At 76.2% G+C, this 17,791-nt stretch carries 15 protein-coding genes; 9 read left to right on the forward strand and 6 right to left on the reverse strand.

Features of this window, described 5'->3' with window-relative positions:
* The first annotated feature begins 7 nt into the window (after positions 1–7).
* The gene (locus H6H00_RS11095; RefSeq protein WP_185721201.1) at positions 8–1,099 is read left to right on the forward strand and encodes a sulfate/molybdate ABC transporter ATP-binding protein; all 1,092 of its coding nucleotides are present in this window, start codon (positions 8–10) and stop codon (positions 1,097–1,099) included.
* A 4-nt stretch (positions 1,100–1,103) separates the two neighbouring features.
* On the opposite strand, the gene H6H00_RS11100 is transcribed toward H6H00_RS11095, so the two are convergent.
* Positions 1,104–1,709 (reverse strand): AMIN-like domain-containing (lipo)protein, encoded by a 606-nt coding sequence (locus H6H00_RS11100; RefSeq protein WP_185721202.1) that lies wholly within the window; start codon positions 1,707–1,709, stop codon positions 1,104–1,106.
* 113 nt (positions 1,710–1,822) lie between these two features.
* On the opposite strand from H6H00_RS11100, the gene H6H00_RS11105 reads away from it, so the two are divergent.
* Positions 1,823–2,998 carry a S8 family peptidase gene (locus H6H00_RS11105; protein WP_255425693.1) on the forward strand — a complete coding sequence of 392 codons (1,176 nt, stop codon included), beginning with the start codon at positions 1,823–1,825 and terminating at the stop codon, positions 2,996–2,998.
* A 9-nt stretch (positions 2,999–3,007) separates the two neighbouring features.
* Here the strand turns inward: H6H00_RS11105 and serS are convergent, their stop codons facing one another.
* The gene (gene serS, locus H6H00_RS11110) at positions 3,008–4,273 is read right to left on the reverse strand and encodes a serine--tRNA ligase (protein WP_185721204.1); all 1,266 of its coding nucleotides are present in this window, start codon (positions 4,271–4,273) and stop codon (positions 3,008–3,010) included.
* Between the two features lie 127 nt (positions 4,274–4,400).
* Here serS and H6H00_RS11115 point away from each other — a divergent pair, with 127 nt between their 5' ends.
* Positions 4,401–6,059: an AMP-binding protein gene (locus H6H00_RS11115; RefSeq protein ID WP_185721205.1), complete on the forward strand. Its 1,659-nt coding sequence runs from the start codon at positions 4,401–4,403 to the stop codon at positions 6,057–6,059.
* Here H6H00_RS11115 and H6H00_RS11120 read toward each other — a convergent pair.
* Positions 6,056–7,225: a cytochrome P450 gene (locus H6H00_RS11120; RefSeq protein WP_221775854.1), complete on the reverse strand. Its 1,170-nt coding sequence runs from the start codon at positions 7,223–7,225 to the stop codon at positions 6,056–6,058. The genes H6H00_RS11115 and H6H00_RS11120 overlap by 4 nt on opposite strands.
* A gap of 220 nt (positions 7,226–7,445) precedes the next feature.
* Between H6H00_RS11120 and H6H00_RS11125 the strand changes: the two genes are divergently transcribed.
* Positions 7,446–7,832 carry a cold-shock protein gene (locus H6H00_RS11125; protein WP_185721206.1) on the forward strand — a complete coding sequence of 129 codons (387 nt, stop codon included), beginning with the start codon at positions 7,446–7,448 and terminating at the stop codon, positions 7,830–7,832.
* Position 7,833: 1 nt separating this feature from the next.
* On the opposite strand, the gene H6H00_RS11130 is transcribed toward H6H00_RS11125, so the two are convergent.
* From H6H00_RS11130 to H6H00_RS11140, 3 genes are all read right to left on the reverse strand, one after another.
* Complete coding sequence (locus H6H00_RS11130; RefSeq protein ID WP_185721207.1) at positions 7,834–8,298, reverse strand: DUF2771 family protein; 465 nt, start codon at positions 8,296–8,298, stop codon at positions 7,834–7,836.
* 9 nt (positions 8,299–8,307) lie between these two features.
* Entirely contained in the window at positions 8,308–10,185 is a 1,878-nt protein-coding gene (locus H6H00_RS11135; protein ID WP_255425694.1) for an MFS transporter, read from the reverse strand.
* A gap of 444 nt (positions 10,186–10,629) precedes the next feature.
* The gene (locus H6H00_RS11140; RefSeq protein ID WP_185721209.1) at positions 10,630–11,400 is read right to left on the reverse strand and encodes a glutaminyl-peptide cyclotransferase; all 771 of its coding nucleotides are present in this window, start codon (positions 11,398–11,400) and stop codon (positions 10,630–10,632) included.
* Positions 11,401–11,427: 27 nt separating this feature from the next.
* On the opposite strand from H6H00_RS11140, the gene H6H00_RS11145 reads away from it, so the two are divergent.
* The 5 genes from H6H00_RS11145 to H6H00_RS11165 all read left to right on the forward strand — a co-directional run bounded on the left by H6H00_RS11145 (position 11,428) and on the right by H6H00_RS11165 (position 17,771).
* A complete protein-coding gene (locus tag H6H00_RS11145; protein ID WP_255425695.1) occupies positions 11,428–12,204 on the forward strand; it encodes a DUF3027 domain-containing protein in 777 nt (258 codons plus the stop codon).
* Complete coding sequence (locus H6H00_RS11150) at positions 12,201–14,969, forward strand: sacsin N-terminal ATP-binding-like domain-containing protein (RefSeq protein ID WP_185721210.1); 2,769 nt, start codon at positions 12,201–12,203, stop codon at positions 14,967–14,969. The genes H6H00_RS11145 and H6H00_RS11150 overlap by 4 nt, the downstream gene beginning before the upstream one ends.
* A 22-nt stretch (positions 14,970–14,991) precedes the next feature.
* Positions 14,992–16,275 (forward strand): D-inositol-3-phosphate glycosyltransferase, encoded by a 1,284-nt coding sequence (gene mshA / locus H6H00_RS11155; RefSeq protein ID WP_255425696.1) that lies wholly within the window; start codon positions 14,992–14,994, stop codon positions 16,273–16,275.
* Positions 16,272–16,760, forward strand: coding sequence for a type III secretion system chaperone family protein (locus tag H6H00_RS11160; protein ID WP_185721212.1), 489 nt, complete (start codon positions 16,272–16,274; stop codon positions 16,758–16,760). The genes mshA and H6H00_RS11160 overlap by 4 nt, the downstream gene beginning before the upstream one ends.
* Positions 16,761–16,865: 105 nt before the next feature.
* On the forward strand, positions 16,866–17,771 hold the full coding sequence (locus tag H6H00_RS11165) for a DUF4349 domain-containing protein (RefSeq protein ID WP_185721213.1): 906 nt from the start codon (positions 16,866–16,868) through the stop codon (positions 17,769–17,771).
* Positions 17,772–17,791: the final 20 nt, after the last annotated feature.

The raw sequence follows: 17,791 nt of genomic DNA on the forward strand, positions 1-17,791 counted from the left end.
GAGTGCGATGAGCACCGGTCTCGAGGCGCGGATCGTCGTGCGCCGCCCCGCGTTCACCCTCGACGTGTCGATCACCGCGGCCCCCGGCGAGGTGCTCGCCGTGCTCGGGCCCAACGGCGCGGGCAAGTCGACGCTGCTCGGCGTGCTGTCCGGGCTGCTGCGCCCCGACGAGGGGTTCGTGCGGGTGGGGGACCGCGTCGTCACCGACACCGCGGCGGGCGTGCACGTGCCGCCGCACCGGCGCGGGGTGGGCCTGCTCGCCCAGCAGGCCCTGCTGTTCCCGCACCTCTCCGCGCTCGACAACATCGCGTTCGGGCCGCGCGCCCGGGGGATGCCGCGCCGGGAGGCCCAGGAGCGGGCCGAGGAGCTGCTGGCCGGCGTCGACGCCGCCGCGCTCGGCGACCGCAAGCCGTCGCAGATGTCCGGCGGCCAGCAGCAGCGGGTCGCGCTGGCCCGGGCGCTGGCGCCGGAGCCCGGGCTGCTGCTGCTCGACGAGCCGCTGGCCGCCCTCGACGTCGACGCCACCCCGGCGATGCGCGCGCTGCTGCGCCGGGTCGTCCGCGACGGCAAGCGGACCGCCGTGCTCGTCACCCACTCCGCGCTCGACGCCCTCGTGCTCGCCGACCGCGTCGTCGTGCTCACCGACGGGCGGGTGGTCGAGGTCGGCGGCACCCGCGACGTGCTGGCCCGCCCGCGCAGCCCGTTCACCGCGCGGATCGCCGGGCTCGACCTGGTCCCGGGAGTCCGCGACGCCGCGGGCCTGCGCACCCCCGACGGCCTGCTCGTCTCCGGCCGGGCCGACGGCGTCGAGGTCGGGGACGCGGCGGTGGCGGTGTTCCCGCCGTCGGCGGTCGCCGTCTACGCGAGCCCGCCCGAGGGCAGCCCGCGCAACGTGCTCCCGGTGCGGCTGGCCGCGATCGAGCCCCGCGGCGACGTCGTGCGGCTGCGCGCCGGGGCCGCGCCGGGCGGCCCCGCCTGGGTCGACGGCCTCGCCGCGGACGTCACCCCGGCCGCGGTGGCCGACCTGGCCGTGGAGCCCGGGGCGGACCTCTGGTTCGTGGTCAAGGCGACCGAGGTGGCCATCCACGGCGCAGGCTGAGCGGTCAGCGGGCCACGTCGATCACCAGGCGCGGCGGGGCCTCCAGGGTGCTCACGGCGAACCCGGTGCGCCCGCGCACCCCGGCGGCCCAGACGAGCACCCGCTCGAAGTCGCCGAGGTTCACCAGCTCGGTGACCCGGGCCGTGTCGCCGGAGAGCCGGCGGGGCACGTCGAACGCCGGCTCGGGGTCGCCGACCTCGCGGTACGCGCTCGACCCGATCAACGACACCTGCAGCGCGGCCGTTCCCGCCAGCGGGACCTCCTCGCCGGCCGGGTCGGAGTACACCGGCAGGTCGACGTAGGAGATCCGGTAGCCGGGCACGGCCTCGGCGAACTCGAACACGATCCGGTCGGTGGTGCCCTGCCCGGCCACCCGCACGGCGGTGAGCAGACCGAACCCGGTGGCGTCGGACGCGGCCTCGGTCGCGGTCGGCACGGCGGTGGGAGGGGCCTCCGCAGCGGCCGTCGTCGCGGCGGCGGCGGGCGTCGCGCTCGTCGCCTGCGGGTCGACCGACGGGACCGGGGTGCCGGGCGGGGCGCTCGTGCAGCCCGCCGCGAGGAGCAGGGCGACCAGCGGGGTGACCAGCGCGAACGACGGCGTGCGGCTCATGCGGGCCGAGGATAGGGCCGTCAACCCAGCGTCACACCATCAGGCACATGCGTCACCCGAGCCCCGATCGTGTCCCTGTCGGTGATCGCGTGGTGAACGTAGCGTCGCTCCCCGTGACCCGCTTGATCCTGCGCATCGCCCCACTGGTGATGGCGCTGCTGTGCGCATCGACGCTGCTCGGCCCCGCCGCGTACGCGACCCAGCCCGAGCCCGACATCTCGACCGACTACGTCGTGCACGCCCGCACCGCCGCCGAGGCCCGGGCCGCGGCGCGGGCGCTGGGCGTGGAGCCGACCGTGCTCTTCGAGCGGGCCTTCTCCGGGTTCGCCGCCCGCCTCTCGCGCGCGCAGGTGGCGCAGCTGCAGGACCGGCCCGGCGTGCTCGGCGTCGAGGAGGACCGGCGGATCACCCCGCTGGAGCCGCGGTCGCAGCGGATGAGCGACCAGCTCACCGAGAGCGTCCAGACCAACCCGCAGAACTGGGGCCTGGACCGCATCGACCAGCGCAGCCTGCCGCTGGACAACAGCTACTCCACCCGGGCGACCGGCGAGGGCGTCACGGTCTACGTGCTCGACACCGGCGTCGACGTCACCCACCCGGCGTTCGGGGGCCGCGCGAGCGAGGCCGTGAACACCGTCGACGACATCTCCGGCGACTGCGACGGCCACGGCACGGTGGTGGCGGGCATCGCCGCGTCCCGGGACTTCGGCGTGGCCAAGGGCGCCCAGGTGCGGTCGGTGAAGGTCCTCGACTGCAGCGGAGCGGGCACGCTGTCCTCGCTGCTCGCGGGCATCGACTGGGTGGCGCGCAACCAGCAGGGCCCGTCGGTCGCGGTCATGTCCTGGAGCTACGGCCCGTCCGACGTGCTGCTCGCCGCGGTCAGCGAGCTGGTCGGGCGCGGTGTCTTCGTCGCGTCGTCGGCCGGCAACACCGGCGGCGACGACTGCGGCGTCGCCCCCCGCGCCTCCGACGGCGTGCTCGTCGTCGCGAACTCGACGATCGACGACCAGCGCGCCTCCTCGTCGAGCACGGGGGAGTGCGTGGACCTCTACGCCCCCGGCACCGGCATCGTCTCCAGCGTCCCCGGCGGCGGCACGGCGTCCTACACGGGCACCTCGATGGCCGCTCCGCACGCCGCAGGCGTGGCGGCGCTGTACAAGGAGACCTTCGGCGACGCCCCGAGCGGCACCGTCGAGCGGTGGATCGTCGAGAACGCCACCCCCGGCGTGGTGCGCGGCGGCGAGACCGGCGACACCCCCAACCTGCTGCTCAACACCGGCGGGCTCTGAGCCGGTGGCTCAGGCGGGCTCCAGCACGTCGAAGCCGGTGTAGGGGGTCAGGGCGGGCGGGAGGCGGACCGACCCGTCGGGCTGCTGGCCCTGCTCCAGGATCGCGACGAGCGTGCGGCCGATCGGCAGGGCCGAGCTGTTGAGCGTGGCCGCGAACCCGCGCGTGCCGTCCTTGGCCTTCGTGCGGATCCCGGCGCGGCGCGCCTGGAACACCCCGAAGTCCGACGCCGACGCGATCTCCCGGTACGCCTGCTGCCCGGGCAGCCACACCTCGATGTCGTAGGTGTACTCCGCGGAGAAGCCGATGTCGCCCGCCGCGAGCCGCACGACGCGGTGGGCGAGCCCGAGGCCCTGCAGCACCGCCTCGGCGTGCGTGACGAGCAGCTCCAGCTCCTCGCGCGAGCGCGCCGGGTCGACGAGGCGCACGAGCTCGACCTTGGAGAACTCGTGCAGCCGCACCAGCCCGCGGGTGTCGCGGCCGTAGGAGCCGGCCTCCGAGCGGAAGCACGGCGTGTGCGCGGTGTAGGCGAGCGGGAGGTCCTCGGCGGCGAGGGTCTCCTTGGCGTGCAGGTTCGTCAGCGGCACCTCGGCGGTCGGGATGAGGTAGAGCGCGCGCTCGTCGACCCCGGTCCGGAACAGGTCCTGCTCGAACTTCGGCAGCTGCCCGGTGCCGGTCATCGTGGTGGCGTTGACCAGCGTGGGCACCGAGAACTCGGTGTACCCGTGCTGCTCGGCGAGGTCGAGGAAGTAGCGGGCGAGCGCGCGCTCCAGCTTCGCGCCCTTCCCCTTCAGCACCGCGAACCGCGGGCCCGACAGCTTCGTGGCGCGGGCGAGGTCGAGGATGCCGAGCCTCTCGCCGAGGTCGACGTGGTCGAGCGGCTCGGCGATCCGCTGCGGCTCGCCCCAGGTGCGGACGAGCTCGGCGTCGGCGTCGGACGTGCCGTCGGGGAGCTCGTCGGCGGGGAGGTTGGGGATGCCGAGCAGCAGCTCCTGCAGCTCCGCCTCCAGCGCGCGGTGCTCCTCCTCCGCCGCGGCGACGACGGCCTTGAGCTCGCGGGCCCGCTCCACCAGCGCCGGGCGCTCCTCGGGCGAGGCGCCCTTGACCGAGGTGGCGACGCGCTTGGACTCCCCGCGCGCGTCGTCACCGCGCCCGATCGCGGAGTTGCGGGCGGCCAGCAGCTTCTCGAGCGCGGTGACGTCGAGGGCGAAGCCGCGGCGGCCCAGCTTGCGGACGGCGTCGGTGGCGGGGTCGAGCAGGACGCGGGGGTCGTGCATCGGTCCAGGGTATCGGCGGTGTGCGAGCGGGTTACGGGCACGCCTCCCTCCATCCGGAGGTGGCGACGGGCACCCGTCCGTCGCAGGATGTGCGGTGAACCACACTGCCGTGCTGAAAGGTCGTCCCGTGTCCCTGGCCCCTGCCGTCCCCTCCTACGCGTCCGGCACCTCCGAGGTGCCCCTGCTCGGCGACACGATCGGGGACAACTTCGATCGCACCGCGCTCGCGCAGCCCGACGTCGACGCGCTGGTCGAGGTGCCCACCGGGCGGAGATGGACCTACGGGGAGCTGCGCACCGAGGTCGACGCGGTCGCGCTCGGGCTCGTCGCCGCGGGCCTGGAGAAGGGCGACCGGCTCGGGATCTGGGCCCCGAACGTCGCGGAGTGGGTGCTGATCCAGTACGCCACCGCGAAGCTCGGCGTGGTGCTGGTCAACATCAACCCGGCCTACCGCACGCACGAGCTGGAGTTCGTGCTCAAGCAGGCCGGGATCTCCGTGCTGGTGGCGGCCACCGCGTTCAAGACGTCCGACTACGCGGCGATGATCGCCGAGGTCCGGCCGAGCTGTCCGGACCTGCGCCGGGTGGTGCTCATCGGCACCGACGACTGGGAGTCACTCGTCGGCCCCGGCCGCGGCGCCGACCCCGCGGAGCTGGAGCGCCGCCAGGCCGACCTGAGCCCCGACGACCCGATCAACATCCAGTACACCTCGGGCACCACGGGCTTCCCCAAGGGCGCCACGCTGAGCCACCACAACATCCTCAACAACGGCTACAACGTCGGCCGCCTGTGCGGCTACGGCCCCGAGGACCGCGTCTGCATCCCGGTGCCCTTCTACCACTGCTTCGGCATGGTCATGGGCAACCTCGCGTGCACCTCCAACGGGTCGACGATGGTGATCCCCGGACCGGGCTTCGACCCCAAGGCGACGCTGCACGCCGTCCAGCAGGAGCGGTGCACGTCGCTCTACGGCGTGCCGACGATGTTCATCGCCGAGCTCAACGACCCCACCTTCGGCGACTACGACCTCTCCTCGCTGCGCACCGGGATCATGGCGGGCTCGCCGTGCCCGGTCGAGGTGATGAAGCAGGTCGTCGACCGGATGGGGATGACGGAGGTGTCGATCTGCTACGGCATGACCGAGACCTCCCCGGTGTCGACCCAGACCCGCGCCGACGACTCGCTGGAGCGCCGCGTGTCGACCGTCGGACGGGTGGGGCCGCACCTGGAGGTCAAGGTCGTCGACCCGGAGAGCGGCCTGACGCTGCCCCGCGGCGAGCCGGGCGAGCTGTGCACCCGCGGCTACTCGGTGATGCTCGGCTACTGGAACGAGCCGGAGAAGACCGCCGAGGCCATCGACGCCGCCCGCTGGATGCACACCGGCGACATCGGGATCATGGACGACGAGGGTTACCTCAACATCACCGGCCGGATCAAGGACATGGTGATCCGGGGCGGCGAGAACGTGTACCCGCGGGAGATCGAGGAGTTCCTCTACACCCACCCCGACATCGTCGACGCCCAGGTCATCGGCGTGCCCGACGCCCGGTACGGCGAGGAGCTGTGCGCCTGGGTGACGCTGCGGGACGGGGCGGAGGAGCTCACGGTGGAGAAGGTGCGCGAGTTCGCCACCGGCAAGCTCGCGCACTACAAGATCCCGCGCTACGTGATGGTGGTGGAGGAGTTCCCGATGACCGTCACGGGCAAGGTCCGCAAGATCGAGATGCGGGAGAAGAGCGTGGGGCTCCTCGGCCTGGAGGACGCAGCGGCGGTGCGCAACGCCTAGGTGAGCCGCACCGAGAGCTCGCGGTAGGTGGGGATCAGGGCCCGGCGGGCCGGTCGGCGGTGCTGCACCGTCCAGGGCCGTCCGGCGGCCGTCATCGTCTCCAGCATCGCGCCCACCTCCGCCTGAGCCAGCGCCGCGCCCAGGCAGAGGTGGCGGCCCGCGCCGAACCACAGCCGGCGGTTGTCGGGCAGGTAGGGGCGGTCGAGGTCGAACCCGCCGGGGGCGGTGTTGGCGGTCCAGGTCAGCAGCAGGATGCGCTCGCCCGCCCGCAGCCGCCGCCCGGCCACGGTGACGTCGCGCCGGACCGACCGGCCGATCACCGGGGCCGGGGTCGTGACGCGCAGGCCCTCGCGGACGGCGTCGGGGAGCCGGGCGGGCTCGGCGAGCAGCCGGTGCTGCTCGCCGGTGTCGTGCAGCAGCGCCACCGTGCGCGCCATCGCCGACGCCGCGGTCTCGGTCCCGGCCACCATGAGCAGCGCGGCGAGCCCGGTCGTCTCCCGCAGCCCCAGACCCAGCTCGCGGCAGCGGCCGAGCAGCGTCTCGGGCGGGGCGTCGCGCCAGGCGTCGGGGACGCCGCGCGTCAGGTCGTCGACGATCGCCTTCGCCCCGGCCACCGCCGCGGGGGTGAGGGTGGTGTCGGCGGCGCTGCCCAGAGCGGTCGCCGCCAGCCGCTCGCCGGTGGCGAACAGCGTGCGGGCCCGCCGATCGTCGAGGTCGCCCAGTCCGAGCAGCGACGCCAGCATCCGCCCGACGAGCACCCGGCCGAGGTCCGCGGCGTCCACCGGTGCACCGGAGGCGAGGTCGGTGCGGGCCGCCGCGAGCCGCCGCGCCCACGCCCCGCTCACCAGCCGCGCGGCCGTGGCCTCGGTGAACAGGTCCCGGGCACGGGTGCGCAGGTCGAGGTGGCCCGGCCCGTCGAACAGGTCGAGGACCCACTCGCCCAGCACCTGCGCCCACAGGTGCCCGACCCCGCCCTCGGCGACGAGGGTGAACGAGCGGTGGTCGGTGAGGACCTCCCGCGCGATCCGCGGGTCGGCGCTGACCCAGCCGAGCCGCGGCACCCGCCGGATCGGGACGGCGAGGCGCCCGCCGAGGAGCAGCGCGGCCAGCGCGGGTCGGGCGGCGACGAGCAGCCGGCGCTCGTGACGGGTGGCGGTGTCGGGCACCGGCCCATCGTCGTCGCGGGGGCGGCGGGGCGGAACGGTGGTCCCACCGACGCTGATCAGCGGCTGCACGGACGGGTGTCGCCGGGCTAAGGTGGACGGGCGCGTCCCGGTGTCGTCAGGTGGGCCCAGAAGGCGGCCCAGGCATCAGGGCGCGTTCGTCGTGCATCCGCGAGGACGCGGTGCGCGAGGAACGCGACGATCAAGGAACGGGTGAGACCAGGTGCCGAGCGGCAGGGTCAAGTGGTACGACGCCGACAAGGGCTTCGGCTTCCTCGCCCAGGACGGCGGCGAGGACGTCTACGTCCGCAAGGCTGCGCTGCCGGCCGGGGTGGAGTCGCTCAAGCCGGGCCAGCGCGTCGAGTTCGGGATGGCGGAGGGCCGGCGCGGCCCGCAGGCGCTGCAGGTGAAGCTGGTGGACGCGCCGCCGTCGGTCGTGGAGGCCGCGCGCCGTCCCGCGGAGGACCTGCACAGCCTCATCGAGGACATGATCCGGCTGCTGGACACGAAGGTGCAGCCCGACCTGCGCCGCGGGCGCTACCCGGAGCGCAAGACCGCGAAGCTGGCGGCCGAGGTCGTCCGCGCCGTGGCGCGCGACCTCGACGGCTGAGCTACCCGGAGACCGTCAGCACCCAGCTCGACCGGATCGGGAACACGATCTCGCCGGTCGCCTCGTCGATCTCCGGGGGCGGCCCGTACTGCTGCACCTGCGCGGTGAGCAGGCGGGCGTCCGCGGGGAGCTCGAGCGAGTAGGTCTGCTGGGTCTGCGGGGTGAACACCGTCGTGCGCTCGTCGACCTGCTCGCCCGCGCCGTCGCGGTAGGTGAACACGATCTGCCACGGGGTGTCGGACACGGCCGTCGGGACCGTCACGAGCACCGGCGTGCCCGGGGGCACCGGCAGCGTGACGGGGGCGTTCGCGTCGTTCGTGCAGGTCACGAAGTCGTCCTGGCAGTACTGGGTGGGTGCGGCGACGGCCGACTGCGTCCCGGCCGCGAACGTCACCTCGGGCGGGTCGCCCGCCCCGCAGGCGGCCAGCAGCGGGACGGCGAGGGCCAGGGCGAGGACGCGGCGCACGGCGCCACCCTACGTACGGGTGCGGGCGGGCTCCGACCGCGGCGCCAGGAACGGCAGGATGCTGTGCCCTCGCGCGATCAGGGCCGTCTGGACGCCGCCGATCGCCACCATCGCCGAGGCGACGACGAACCCGAGCCCGTAGGTGTCGTGCGGCAGCAGGACGCCGAGCGCGCCGCCGAACACCCACGCCAGCTGCAGCACCGTCTCGGACCGGCCGAACGCCGAGGCCCGCGACTCCTCCGGGAGGTCGCGCTGGATCACCGCGTCGAGGCAGACCTTGGCCAGCGCGCTGCAGGTGGACGCCACGAGCGCGACGATCGCCGCCGTCGCGATGCCGGGGAGGACGGCGGCGACGACCGCGGCCGCCACGGCCACCGCGATGCAGCCGACGATCACCGTGTCGATCTTGCTGAACCGCTGCCGCGACCCGGCCGCGTTGCCGCCGAACGACCCGAGCCCGGCCGCGGCGCCGACGATCCCGATGAGGAACAGCTGGCGGGCGGGGTCCTCGCCGGCCTGCGCGCGCACCGTGAACGCGACGAACAGCGTGAGGAAACCGGTGAGGAACCGCATCGACCCGTTGCCCCACAGGGCGACGACGACACCGCGGCTGACGGGTCGGCGCCGCCCGCGGTGGGTGCTGCGCAGCGCCGCCGGGACCTCGCCCGCCGTCGACTCCACCCAGCGGGGGATCCGCAGGCACAGCAGCGTGCCGGCCACGGCGAGCGCCGCGGTGAAGAACAGGGCCCCCGGTGAGCCGGCCAGCGCCGCGATGCCGGCGGCCGTGCCACCGAACACCCCGCCCGCGACCAGCCCGAACGTGGTGAGGCGCGAGTTCGTCGTGGCCAGGGTGATCCGGCTGGGGAGCACGCGGGGCGTGACCGCCGACTTGAGCACGTGGTAGGTCTTGCTCAGCACCATGACGCCGAGCGCGGCCGGGTAGAGGCCCCAGTTGTCGTAGTTCAGCGCCATGACGACGGCGAGGACCGCCCGCCCGCCGAAGGAGACGGCGAGCGCGGCGCGGCGGCCGCGCTGCAGGCGGTCGAGCAGCGGGCCGATCACCGGCGCGACCACCGCGAACGGGGCCACGGTGATGGCGAGGTAGAGGGCGACGTTGGTGACGCTCTCGGCCGTCGCCGCGGCGAAGAACAGCGTGTTGGCCAGCGCGACGGCCACCGCGGCGTCGACGGCGTAGGTCATCATCGTGGCGTAGGTCAGGGCGGTGAGACCGGAGCGGTCGGCCCCGTCGGCGCTCGCGGCGCGCTGGAACGCGCGGATGCCGTTGCCGGTGATCTGGCGGCTGCGCATCGCCGCGACCCGGGTGACGGTGAGCTTGCGGGGCATCTTCGGCGCGGCGGGGGCGGCCGCCGCGGGCTCCGGCTCGGCGACCGGCGGGGGTCCGGCCTCGGTCCACAGCACCTCGTCCCGCGCGTCGGGCGGGCCGGGCGTCCAGGACTGCGGCGGGACCGGCGGGGTGACCGTCGTCGGCGTCCACGGCGGTGCGGGCGGCGGGGTGCGGCGGTGCGCCGCCGGGTCGTAGCCGGGGTCGTCGTGCCAGGGGTAGCGGCGGCGCGGGGCGTACCGGTCGTCGACGGGGGTGGTGGGGTGCTCCACGGCCGGGTGCGGCGCCGTCTGGTGCGGGGCGGTCTGGTGCGGGGCGGTCTGGTGCGGGGCGGTCTGGTGCGGGGCGGTCTGGTGCGGGGCGGTCTGGTGCGGGGTGGCCTCGGGCGGCGTGGTCGGGTGCGGGGCGGCCGGGAACGCGGCCGTCGCGGGGGGTGCGGTGGGGTGCGGCGCCGGGAACTGCGCGGTGGGCCGCGGGGTGCCGGCCGGGCGGGGCGCGCGGGACGCGGTGCGGCGGCGGAGGAAGGGGAACCCGGAGCGCGCCACGGACCCATTCTGACGCATCGGCGGCCCTGCGGGAGACCGTCGCCGGTGCAGCGTGGCGGGGCCGCGGGCGATGATCGCCGGAAGTGGTCGGCAGGTGTCGCCCGGGACACCGTCCGACCACTCCCGACGATCACCGGCCCGCCCCGCCGCGCCGCGGACCGCAGGGCGCCGGGTGCGGCGCGGGACCGGCGGAGGATCGCTCCCGGCCGCACGTCCCGGCGCCGCCGATGGCCACCGCGTGCGGACGGTAGTGATCACGCCGGCGGGCCCGGTGGGTGACCGCTGCGAACCGCACGACCCGGTCCGACCCGTGGTGCGGACCCCGCCGGCCACGGACCGCGAACTCGTCGGGCGCCAGCGGCCGACTCGCCGGGTGGGGACGGCAAACTCGCCGGGTGGGGACGGCAAACTCGCGGGGTGGGGGGCGCGTCAGGGGGGGGCGGGTCAGGGGGTGGGGACGAGGCGGACCCGGAACGTCGACGGCCAGAGCTTGCCCGTGAGCAGCAGCTCCCCGTTCCCCGCGTCGGCGATGCCGTTGAGGACGTCGGCGTCGGCGCGGCGGGCGGGGTCGAGCAGGCCGGTCGCGTCCACCTCCGCGGTGACCCTCCCGTCGGACGGGTCGATCCGCACGATCCGGTCGGTCTGCCAGACGTTCGCGTACACCTGCCCGTCGACGCACTCCAGCTCGTTGAGCTGCGTCACCGGCACCCCGCCCCCGGTGACGGTCACCGACCCGGTCTCGGCGAAGGTCACCGGGTCGTGGAAGCGCAGCAGCGCGGTGCCGTCGGAGCGGACGAGTCGGTCGCCGTCGGCGCACAGCCCCCAGCCCTCACCGGAGAGCGGCACGGTCCGCAGCAGCGTCAGCGACGCCCGGTCCCACTCGAAGGCGACGCCGTCGCGCCAGGTGAGCTGCCAGATCCGATCGCCGACGACGGTGATCCCCTCGCCGAACACCCCGTCCGGGAGCGGGACGGCCCGGCGGACGGCGCCGGTGGCGGGGTCCAGCTCGCGCAGCTGCGAGCTCCCGACCAGCCCGGTGCCCTCGTAGAGCGTGCCGTCGGCGATCTCGAAGCCCTGCGTGAACGCCGACGGGTCGTGCGGGATCTCGGCCACGACCTCGGGGCGCAGCACCGGGACCGCGTCGGCGGGGACGGCCGCCGCGCAGCCCGCCATCGCCAGCACGGTCGCGAACACGAGCGCGCGCCCGAACGTCATGGTCGGCAGGGTGGCACAATCACCGCGGTGAGCGCCGAATCCACCCCTCCCGCCCGGCTCGTTCACGCCGTCGAGCTGGCCAGGGCCGCAGCCGTCGAGGACGCCGCCGCCGATCTGGGCCGCGCGAGCGCCGAGTCCGCCGTGGGGGAGCACCTCGACGCGGTGGTCGAGGACCCGGGCACGCTCACCCACTTCTTCGCCGCGACGCAGGGGGGCTACCGGGGCTGGCGCTGGTCGGTCACCGTCGCCGCCCCCGAGGACGACGGCCCGATCACCGTGTGCGAGGTCGTGCTGCTGCCCGGCGCCGACGCGGTCACCGCGCCCGCCTGGGTGCCGTGGCAGGAGCGCGTGCGCCCCGGCGACCTCGGTGTCGGCGACCTGCTCCCCGCCCCCGACGGCGACGAGCGCCTCGTCCCCGGCTACGTCGCGGTCGACGACGCCGACCTCGACGTGCACATCGCGGTCGAGGTCGGGCTGGGCCGCACGAAGGTGCTGTCCCGCGCAGGCCGCGACTCCGCGGCCGACCGCTGGTTCGACGGCCCCCACGGCCCCGGCACCGACATGGCCAAGGCCGCCCCCGGTTCGTGCGGCACCTGCGGGTTCTTCCTGTCACTGGCGGGCTCGATGCGCGGCGCGTTCGGCGTCTGCGGCAACGAGTACTCCCCCGCCGACGGCGCGGTCGTGGCGGTCGGCTTCGGCTGCGGCGCGCACTCCGACGTGGTGGTCGAGGCCAGCTCGCCCGTCGTGGTCGCCGAGCTGGTCTACGACGACGGCGTCGACCTGGAGCCGGTCCCCGGCCCGTGAGCGACCCGTTCGGCACCGCGTCGCTGCGGGCCGCGGTCCTCGACGCCTGGGCGTCCTCGCCGACCCGGTTCCGCGAGGACGCGAACGCCGAGGAGGACCTGCGCCTCGGCGGCTACGCCGACGCGTGGTTCGTCGAGCTCGCCCAGAACGCCGCCGACGCCGCCCGGGCGGCCGGGGTGCCCGGCCGGGTGCTGGTGGACGCGGTCGGCGGGGAGCTGCGGGTCGCCAACACCGGCGCCCCGCTCGACGCCGCCGGGGTGGCCGCGCTGGCCTCGCTGCGGGCCTCGGCCAAGCGCGACGCCGACTCCGTCGGCCGGTTCGGGGTCGGGTTCGCCGCCGTCCTCGCCGTCACCGACGCCCCCCGCGTCCTGTCGACGACCGGTGGGGTCGCGTTCTCGGCCGCCCGCACCACGGCCGCGGTCGCGGACCTGCCCGCCGTCGTCGCCGAGCTCGCCCGCCGCGACGAGCCGCCGGTGCTGCGGCTGGTCTGGCCGTCCGACGGGACCCCGGGCCTCGACACCGAGGTCCGGCTGCCCCCGCGCCCCGGCGTCGACGCGGCCGCGCTGCTGGCCCGTGCCCGCGACCAGGCCCCCGACCTGCTGCTCGCCCTGCCCGACCTGCACGAGATCGTCGTCGACGGCGAGGTGCTGCGCCGCGAGCCCGACGGCCCGGACGTGCGCGTCGCCGGGCGGCGGTGGCGCCTCGCCCGGCGGGCCGGGCGGCTGGAGCGGCCCGCGGACGAGGCCGTCGAGCAGCGCGGTCGCCGGGACTGGTCGGCCACCTGGGCCCTCCCGCTCGACGGCGCGCTCGGCGACGACGAGGTCCTGCACGCGCCCACCGCCACCGGGGAGCGGCTCGGGCTGCCCGCGCGGCTGGTCGCGACCGTCCCGATGGAGCCCGACCGCCGCCGCGCCCGCACCGGGCCCGGCACCGACGCCGTTCTCGCCGGGGCCGTCGCGGCCTACCTCGACCTGGTCCGCGCCACCCCGCCCGCCGAGCGGGCCACGCTCGTCCCGGAGCCCGGCCTCCCGCGCTCACCGCTCGACGGCCGGCTGCGCGAGCAGGTCGTCGACGCGCTGCGCCGCACCGCGTGGCTCCCCGCCGCCGACGGCTCGGAGCTGGTCCCGTCCCGCGCGCGCTGGCTCGACCTCCCCGACTCCGACGACCTACTGGCCCTGCTCGGGTTCGCCGACCTCGCGGCCGCCCCGCCGCCCGCCGCCCTGGAGGTCGAGCGGCTCTCCGCGGCCGGGCTCGTGGAGCGGCTCACCGGCGTCGACCGGCCGCCGGACTGGTGGAGGTCCCTCTACGCCGCCCTCGCGCCGCTGGTCGGCGTCGTCCCCGGCCTGTCCGACGACCTGCGCGCGCTGCCCGTGCCGCTCGCCGACGGCCGCGTCGCGCACGGGCCGCCCACGGTGCTGCTGCCCTCGGACGTCGCGTTCGGGGTGTCGCTGCCCGGGCTGCACCTCGCCCACCCCGACGCGGTGCACCCGCTGCTCGCGCGCCTGGGCGCCACCGCGGCCGACGCCCGCGCGCTGCTCGGGCACCCCGCGCTGCTCGCCGCCGTCGAGGGCTCCCTGGACGACGCCGAGGCCGGTCTCGACGTCCGCCCGCTCGCGGAGGCGGTGCTCGGGCTCGTCGCGCAGGTGGGCGCCGTCGACGGCTGCGGCGCGCTCGCCCTGCCCGCCGACGACGGCCTCCCCGCCCGCGCGGACGAGCTGATGCTCCCCGACGCCGCGCTCGCCCCGCTGCTCGGTGCGGACCCGCCGCTGGGGGTCGTCGACGCGCCGTGGGCCGACCGCGCCGCGCTGGTCGCGGTCGGCGTGCTGGACGGGTTCGCGGTCGTCGTCGACGAGGAGCCGGCGGGTCCCGACCACGACCTCGACGACGAGGAGCGCTGGTGGGACTCCCTGCCCGAGCCGCCGCGGCGGCTGGTGGCGGTGCGCGACCTCGACCTCGTCGCCGACGACGCCTGGCCCGCCGCGCTCGCTCTGCTCGGCGCCGGGCGGGAGACCCGCGAGGCGCTGGGCGGCGGGTACACGCCGTGGTGGCTCGCCCGCCACGCGCGCCTCGGCGGCCGACGCCCCGGCCACTGGCGGCTGCCGTCGGCGCACGGGATCGCCGCCCTCTGCGACCCCTGTGCGGATGCGGCGGCCGTTCCCGCGCACGAGGCGGTGTGGCGCGCGGCCGGGGTGCGGGCCGACCTCGCCGTCGCCGACGCCGGTGCGGCCGCCGACCTGCTCGACCGCCTCGCCGACCCCGCCCGGCACCCCGACGTCGCCCTCGTCGCCGAGGCGCACATCGCCCTGACCGACGCGGTCGCCGACGGGCGGGTCGACCCGGCCGACCTCGACGCCCCGGAGCGCGTCCGGGCCCTCGACGGATCGGTGGTCTCCGTCGACGTCGCCGTGGTCCTCGACGCCCCGTGGCCCGCCTCCGTCCTCCCCGCCGGGGAGCTGGTGGCCGGGGGCGACCCCGCGCTGCTCGCCGACCTGCTCGATCTCCCGCTCGCCACCGACGTCGTCGCGGGGACCGTCGAGGGGGCGGGGAAGCCCGTCGACTGGGCCGACGTCGCCGAGGTCGTGGTGGCGTGCCACACGCTCGGCGTCGCCGTCCCCGCCGGGTCGGTGATCCGCCACGACGAGCTGTGGGTGGGCCTCTCCCGGCCGGTCACCGGCCGTTTCCGGGTCCCCGCCTGGCCCGACGGCGTCGGCGGTTGGCACGCCGAGGACCCCCTCCGGGCCCTCCTGGCACTACTTGCGGAGTGAACGACACGTGCTACACAGAAGCGTGACCCTGCAGCGTCGGCCCCGCCGCGTCAGCGTGCTCTCGGTGCACACGTCGCCGCTGGAGCAGCCCGGCACCGGCGACGCGGGCGGCATGAACGTCTACATCGTCGAGACCGCGCGCCGGATGGCCGAGCGCGGCGTCGAGGTGGAGATCTTCACCCGTGCCACGTCCTCGGAGCACCCGCCGGTCGCGGAGCTGGCCCCGGGCGTGCTGGTGCGCCACATCGCGGCCGGGCCGTTCGAGGGGCTGGGCAAGAACGACCTGCCCAGCCAGCTCTGCGCGTTCACCGCGGGCGTGCTGCGCGCCGAGGCCCGCCACGACCCCGGCCACTACGACGTCGTGCACTCGCACTACTGGCTCTCCGGCCAGGTCGGCTGGCTCGCCCGCGACCGGTGGGGCGTCCCGCTCGTGCACAGCGCCCACACCCTCGCGCGGGTCAAGAACGCCGCGCTCGCCGACGGGGACCCGCCCGAGCCGATGGTGCGCGTGATCGGCGAGGACCAGGTCGTCGCCGAGGCCGACCGCCTGATCGGCAACACCGACTCCGAGGCGCGCGAGCTGGTGGAGCTCTACGGGGCCGACCCGCGCCGCGTCGTCACGATCCCGCCGGGCGTCGACCTCGACCGGTTCGTCCCCGGCGACCGCGCCGCGTCCCGCCGCGCGCTCGGCCTCGCCCCGGACGCCGTCGTGCTCGCCTTCGTCGGCCGGATCCAGCCCCTCAAGGCCCCCGACGTGCTGCTGCGCGCCGCCGCCGAGATGCTCCGGCGCGATCCCGCCCTCCGCGAGCGGCTCGTCGTCCTCGTCGCGGGCGGGCCGTCGGGCAGCGGGCTCGCGGAGCCGACGTCGCTGCAGGCGCTCGCGTCGACCCTGGGCATCACCGACGTCGTCCGCTTCCTGCCGCCGCAGCGCGGGCCGGGACTGGTCGACGTCTACCGCGCGGCCGACCTCGTCGCCGTGCCCAGCCACAACGAGTCGTTCGGGCTCGTCGCGCTGGAGGCGCAGGCCTGCGGCACCCCCGTCGTGGCGGCGCGGGTGGGCGGGCTGCCGGTGGCCGTCGCCGACGGGCGGTCCGGGCTGCTGGTGCCCGGGCACGGGTCCGGCCAATGGGCCGACGCGCTGCGCGCCGGGCTGGCCCGCCGCGACGACCTCGGCGCGGGCGCGGTCGTCCACGCGCGGCGGTTCTCCTGGGACCGCACCACGGAGTCACTGCTGGAGACCTACGCCGGCGCGGCCGCGGAGTTCGGCGAGCGCCAGGGAGTGCCCGCGGGGATGATCGCCCTGTGAGTCCCGACCCGCGCACCGAGGCCCTCATCGCCACCGCACTCGCCGAGCTGGAGGTCGACCACCACCGGCGCGAGCCCGGTCAGTTCCTCGTCACGCTGCCCGGCACGGCCCGCCTGCAGACGCACTGCTGGCTCGTCGTCCGCGACCACGCCGTGTTCGTGCAGGCGTTCGTGTGCCGCCGCCCGGACGAGGAGTTCGAGGCGGTCTACCGGTTCCTGCTGCAGCGCAACGCCCGGCTCTACGGCGTGCACTACACGCTCGACCGCATCGGCGACATCCACCTCACCGGCCGCATCGCGCTGCACGCCGTCACGACCGACGAGGTCGACCGGGTGCTCGGCCAGGTGCTGGAGGCCGCCGACGGCGACTTCAACACCCTCCTGGAGCTCGGGTTCGCGAGCTCGATCCGCCGCGAGCACGCGTGGCGCTCCGAGCGCGGCGAGTCCACGGCGAACCTGAAGGCGTTCGAGCACCTCTTCACCTGATCGTGACCCGGCCCGGCCAACCGCGAGGGCCGGCGGTCCCGTCCCTGCGGTGGGAGTCCCGGAACGGATCCGGGCGCCGAGGAGGCGATCAGGGTGGCTCGACGGGTGTCGCGAAGGGTGGCGGTCGCGGTGGGGGCCGCGCTGCTGGTGTCGGCCGGTCTCGCGGTGGTGCTCGTCGGCGGGGGCGGCGGGTCGTCGGCGGGGGACTCGTCGTCGGTGTCCGCGGCGCCGTCGATCGGGTTCGCCGAGCCGGCCCCCGAACGGGCCGGGGCGCGCGACGGCGTGCTGTCGGCGGACGAGGCGGCGGCGCCGTCGGCCCCGGCGTCGCCCGGGGTGCCGGTCGGGGCGGTGGAGCGCTCGCTGGTGCGGACCGCGCAGGTCACCGTCGAGGTGCCGGACGCCGCCGCGGGGGTGCGGGACGTGCGCGCGGCCGCCGTCGCGGCGGGCGGGTTCGTCGCCGAGGAGAGCTCCGGCGACCGCGGCGGTTCCGTGGTGCTGCGGGTCCCCGCCGACGCGCTGGACCGGGTGCTCGACGCCGTCGCCGCCGTCGGGGAGGTCACCGACCGGTCCTCGTCGGTCGTCGACGCGACGGAGCAGGTCGTCGACCTCGACGCGCGGGTGGCCAGCCAGCAGGCGAGCGTCGCGCGCGTCCGGGCGCTGCTCGCCGAGGCCACGACGATCGGCGAGGTCGTCGCGATCGAGTCGGAGCTGACGGCGCGGGAGGCCGAGCTGGACTCGCTCACCGGGCGGCTGGCCGCCCTGCGCGACCAGGTCTCGCTCTCCACCCTGACCGTCGACCTCCGCGTCCCGTACGTCCTCGACGACGACGAGCCGACGGCCGCCGGTTTCGGGCCGGGTCTCGCCGCCGGGTGGGAGGGGCTGCTGGCGCTGGGCACCGGGGTCGGCACCGTGCTCGGGTTCCTGCTGCCGTTCCTCCCCGTGGCCGCCGTGGTGGCGGGGCTCGTGTGGCTGGTGGTGCGCCGCCGTCGCCGCGCCACGCCGGTGACGTAACGCCTGGTCCGGGCGGTGCG

The sequence above is a fragment of the Pseudonocardia petroleophila genome (assembly GCF_014235185.1).
GTDB classification, from domain to species: domain Bacteria; phylum Actinomycetota; class Actinomycetes; order Mycobacteriales; family Pseudonocardiaceae; genus Pseudonocardia; species Pseudonocardia petroleophila.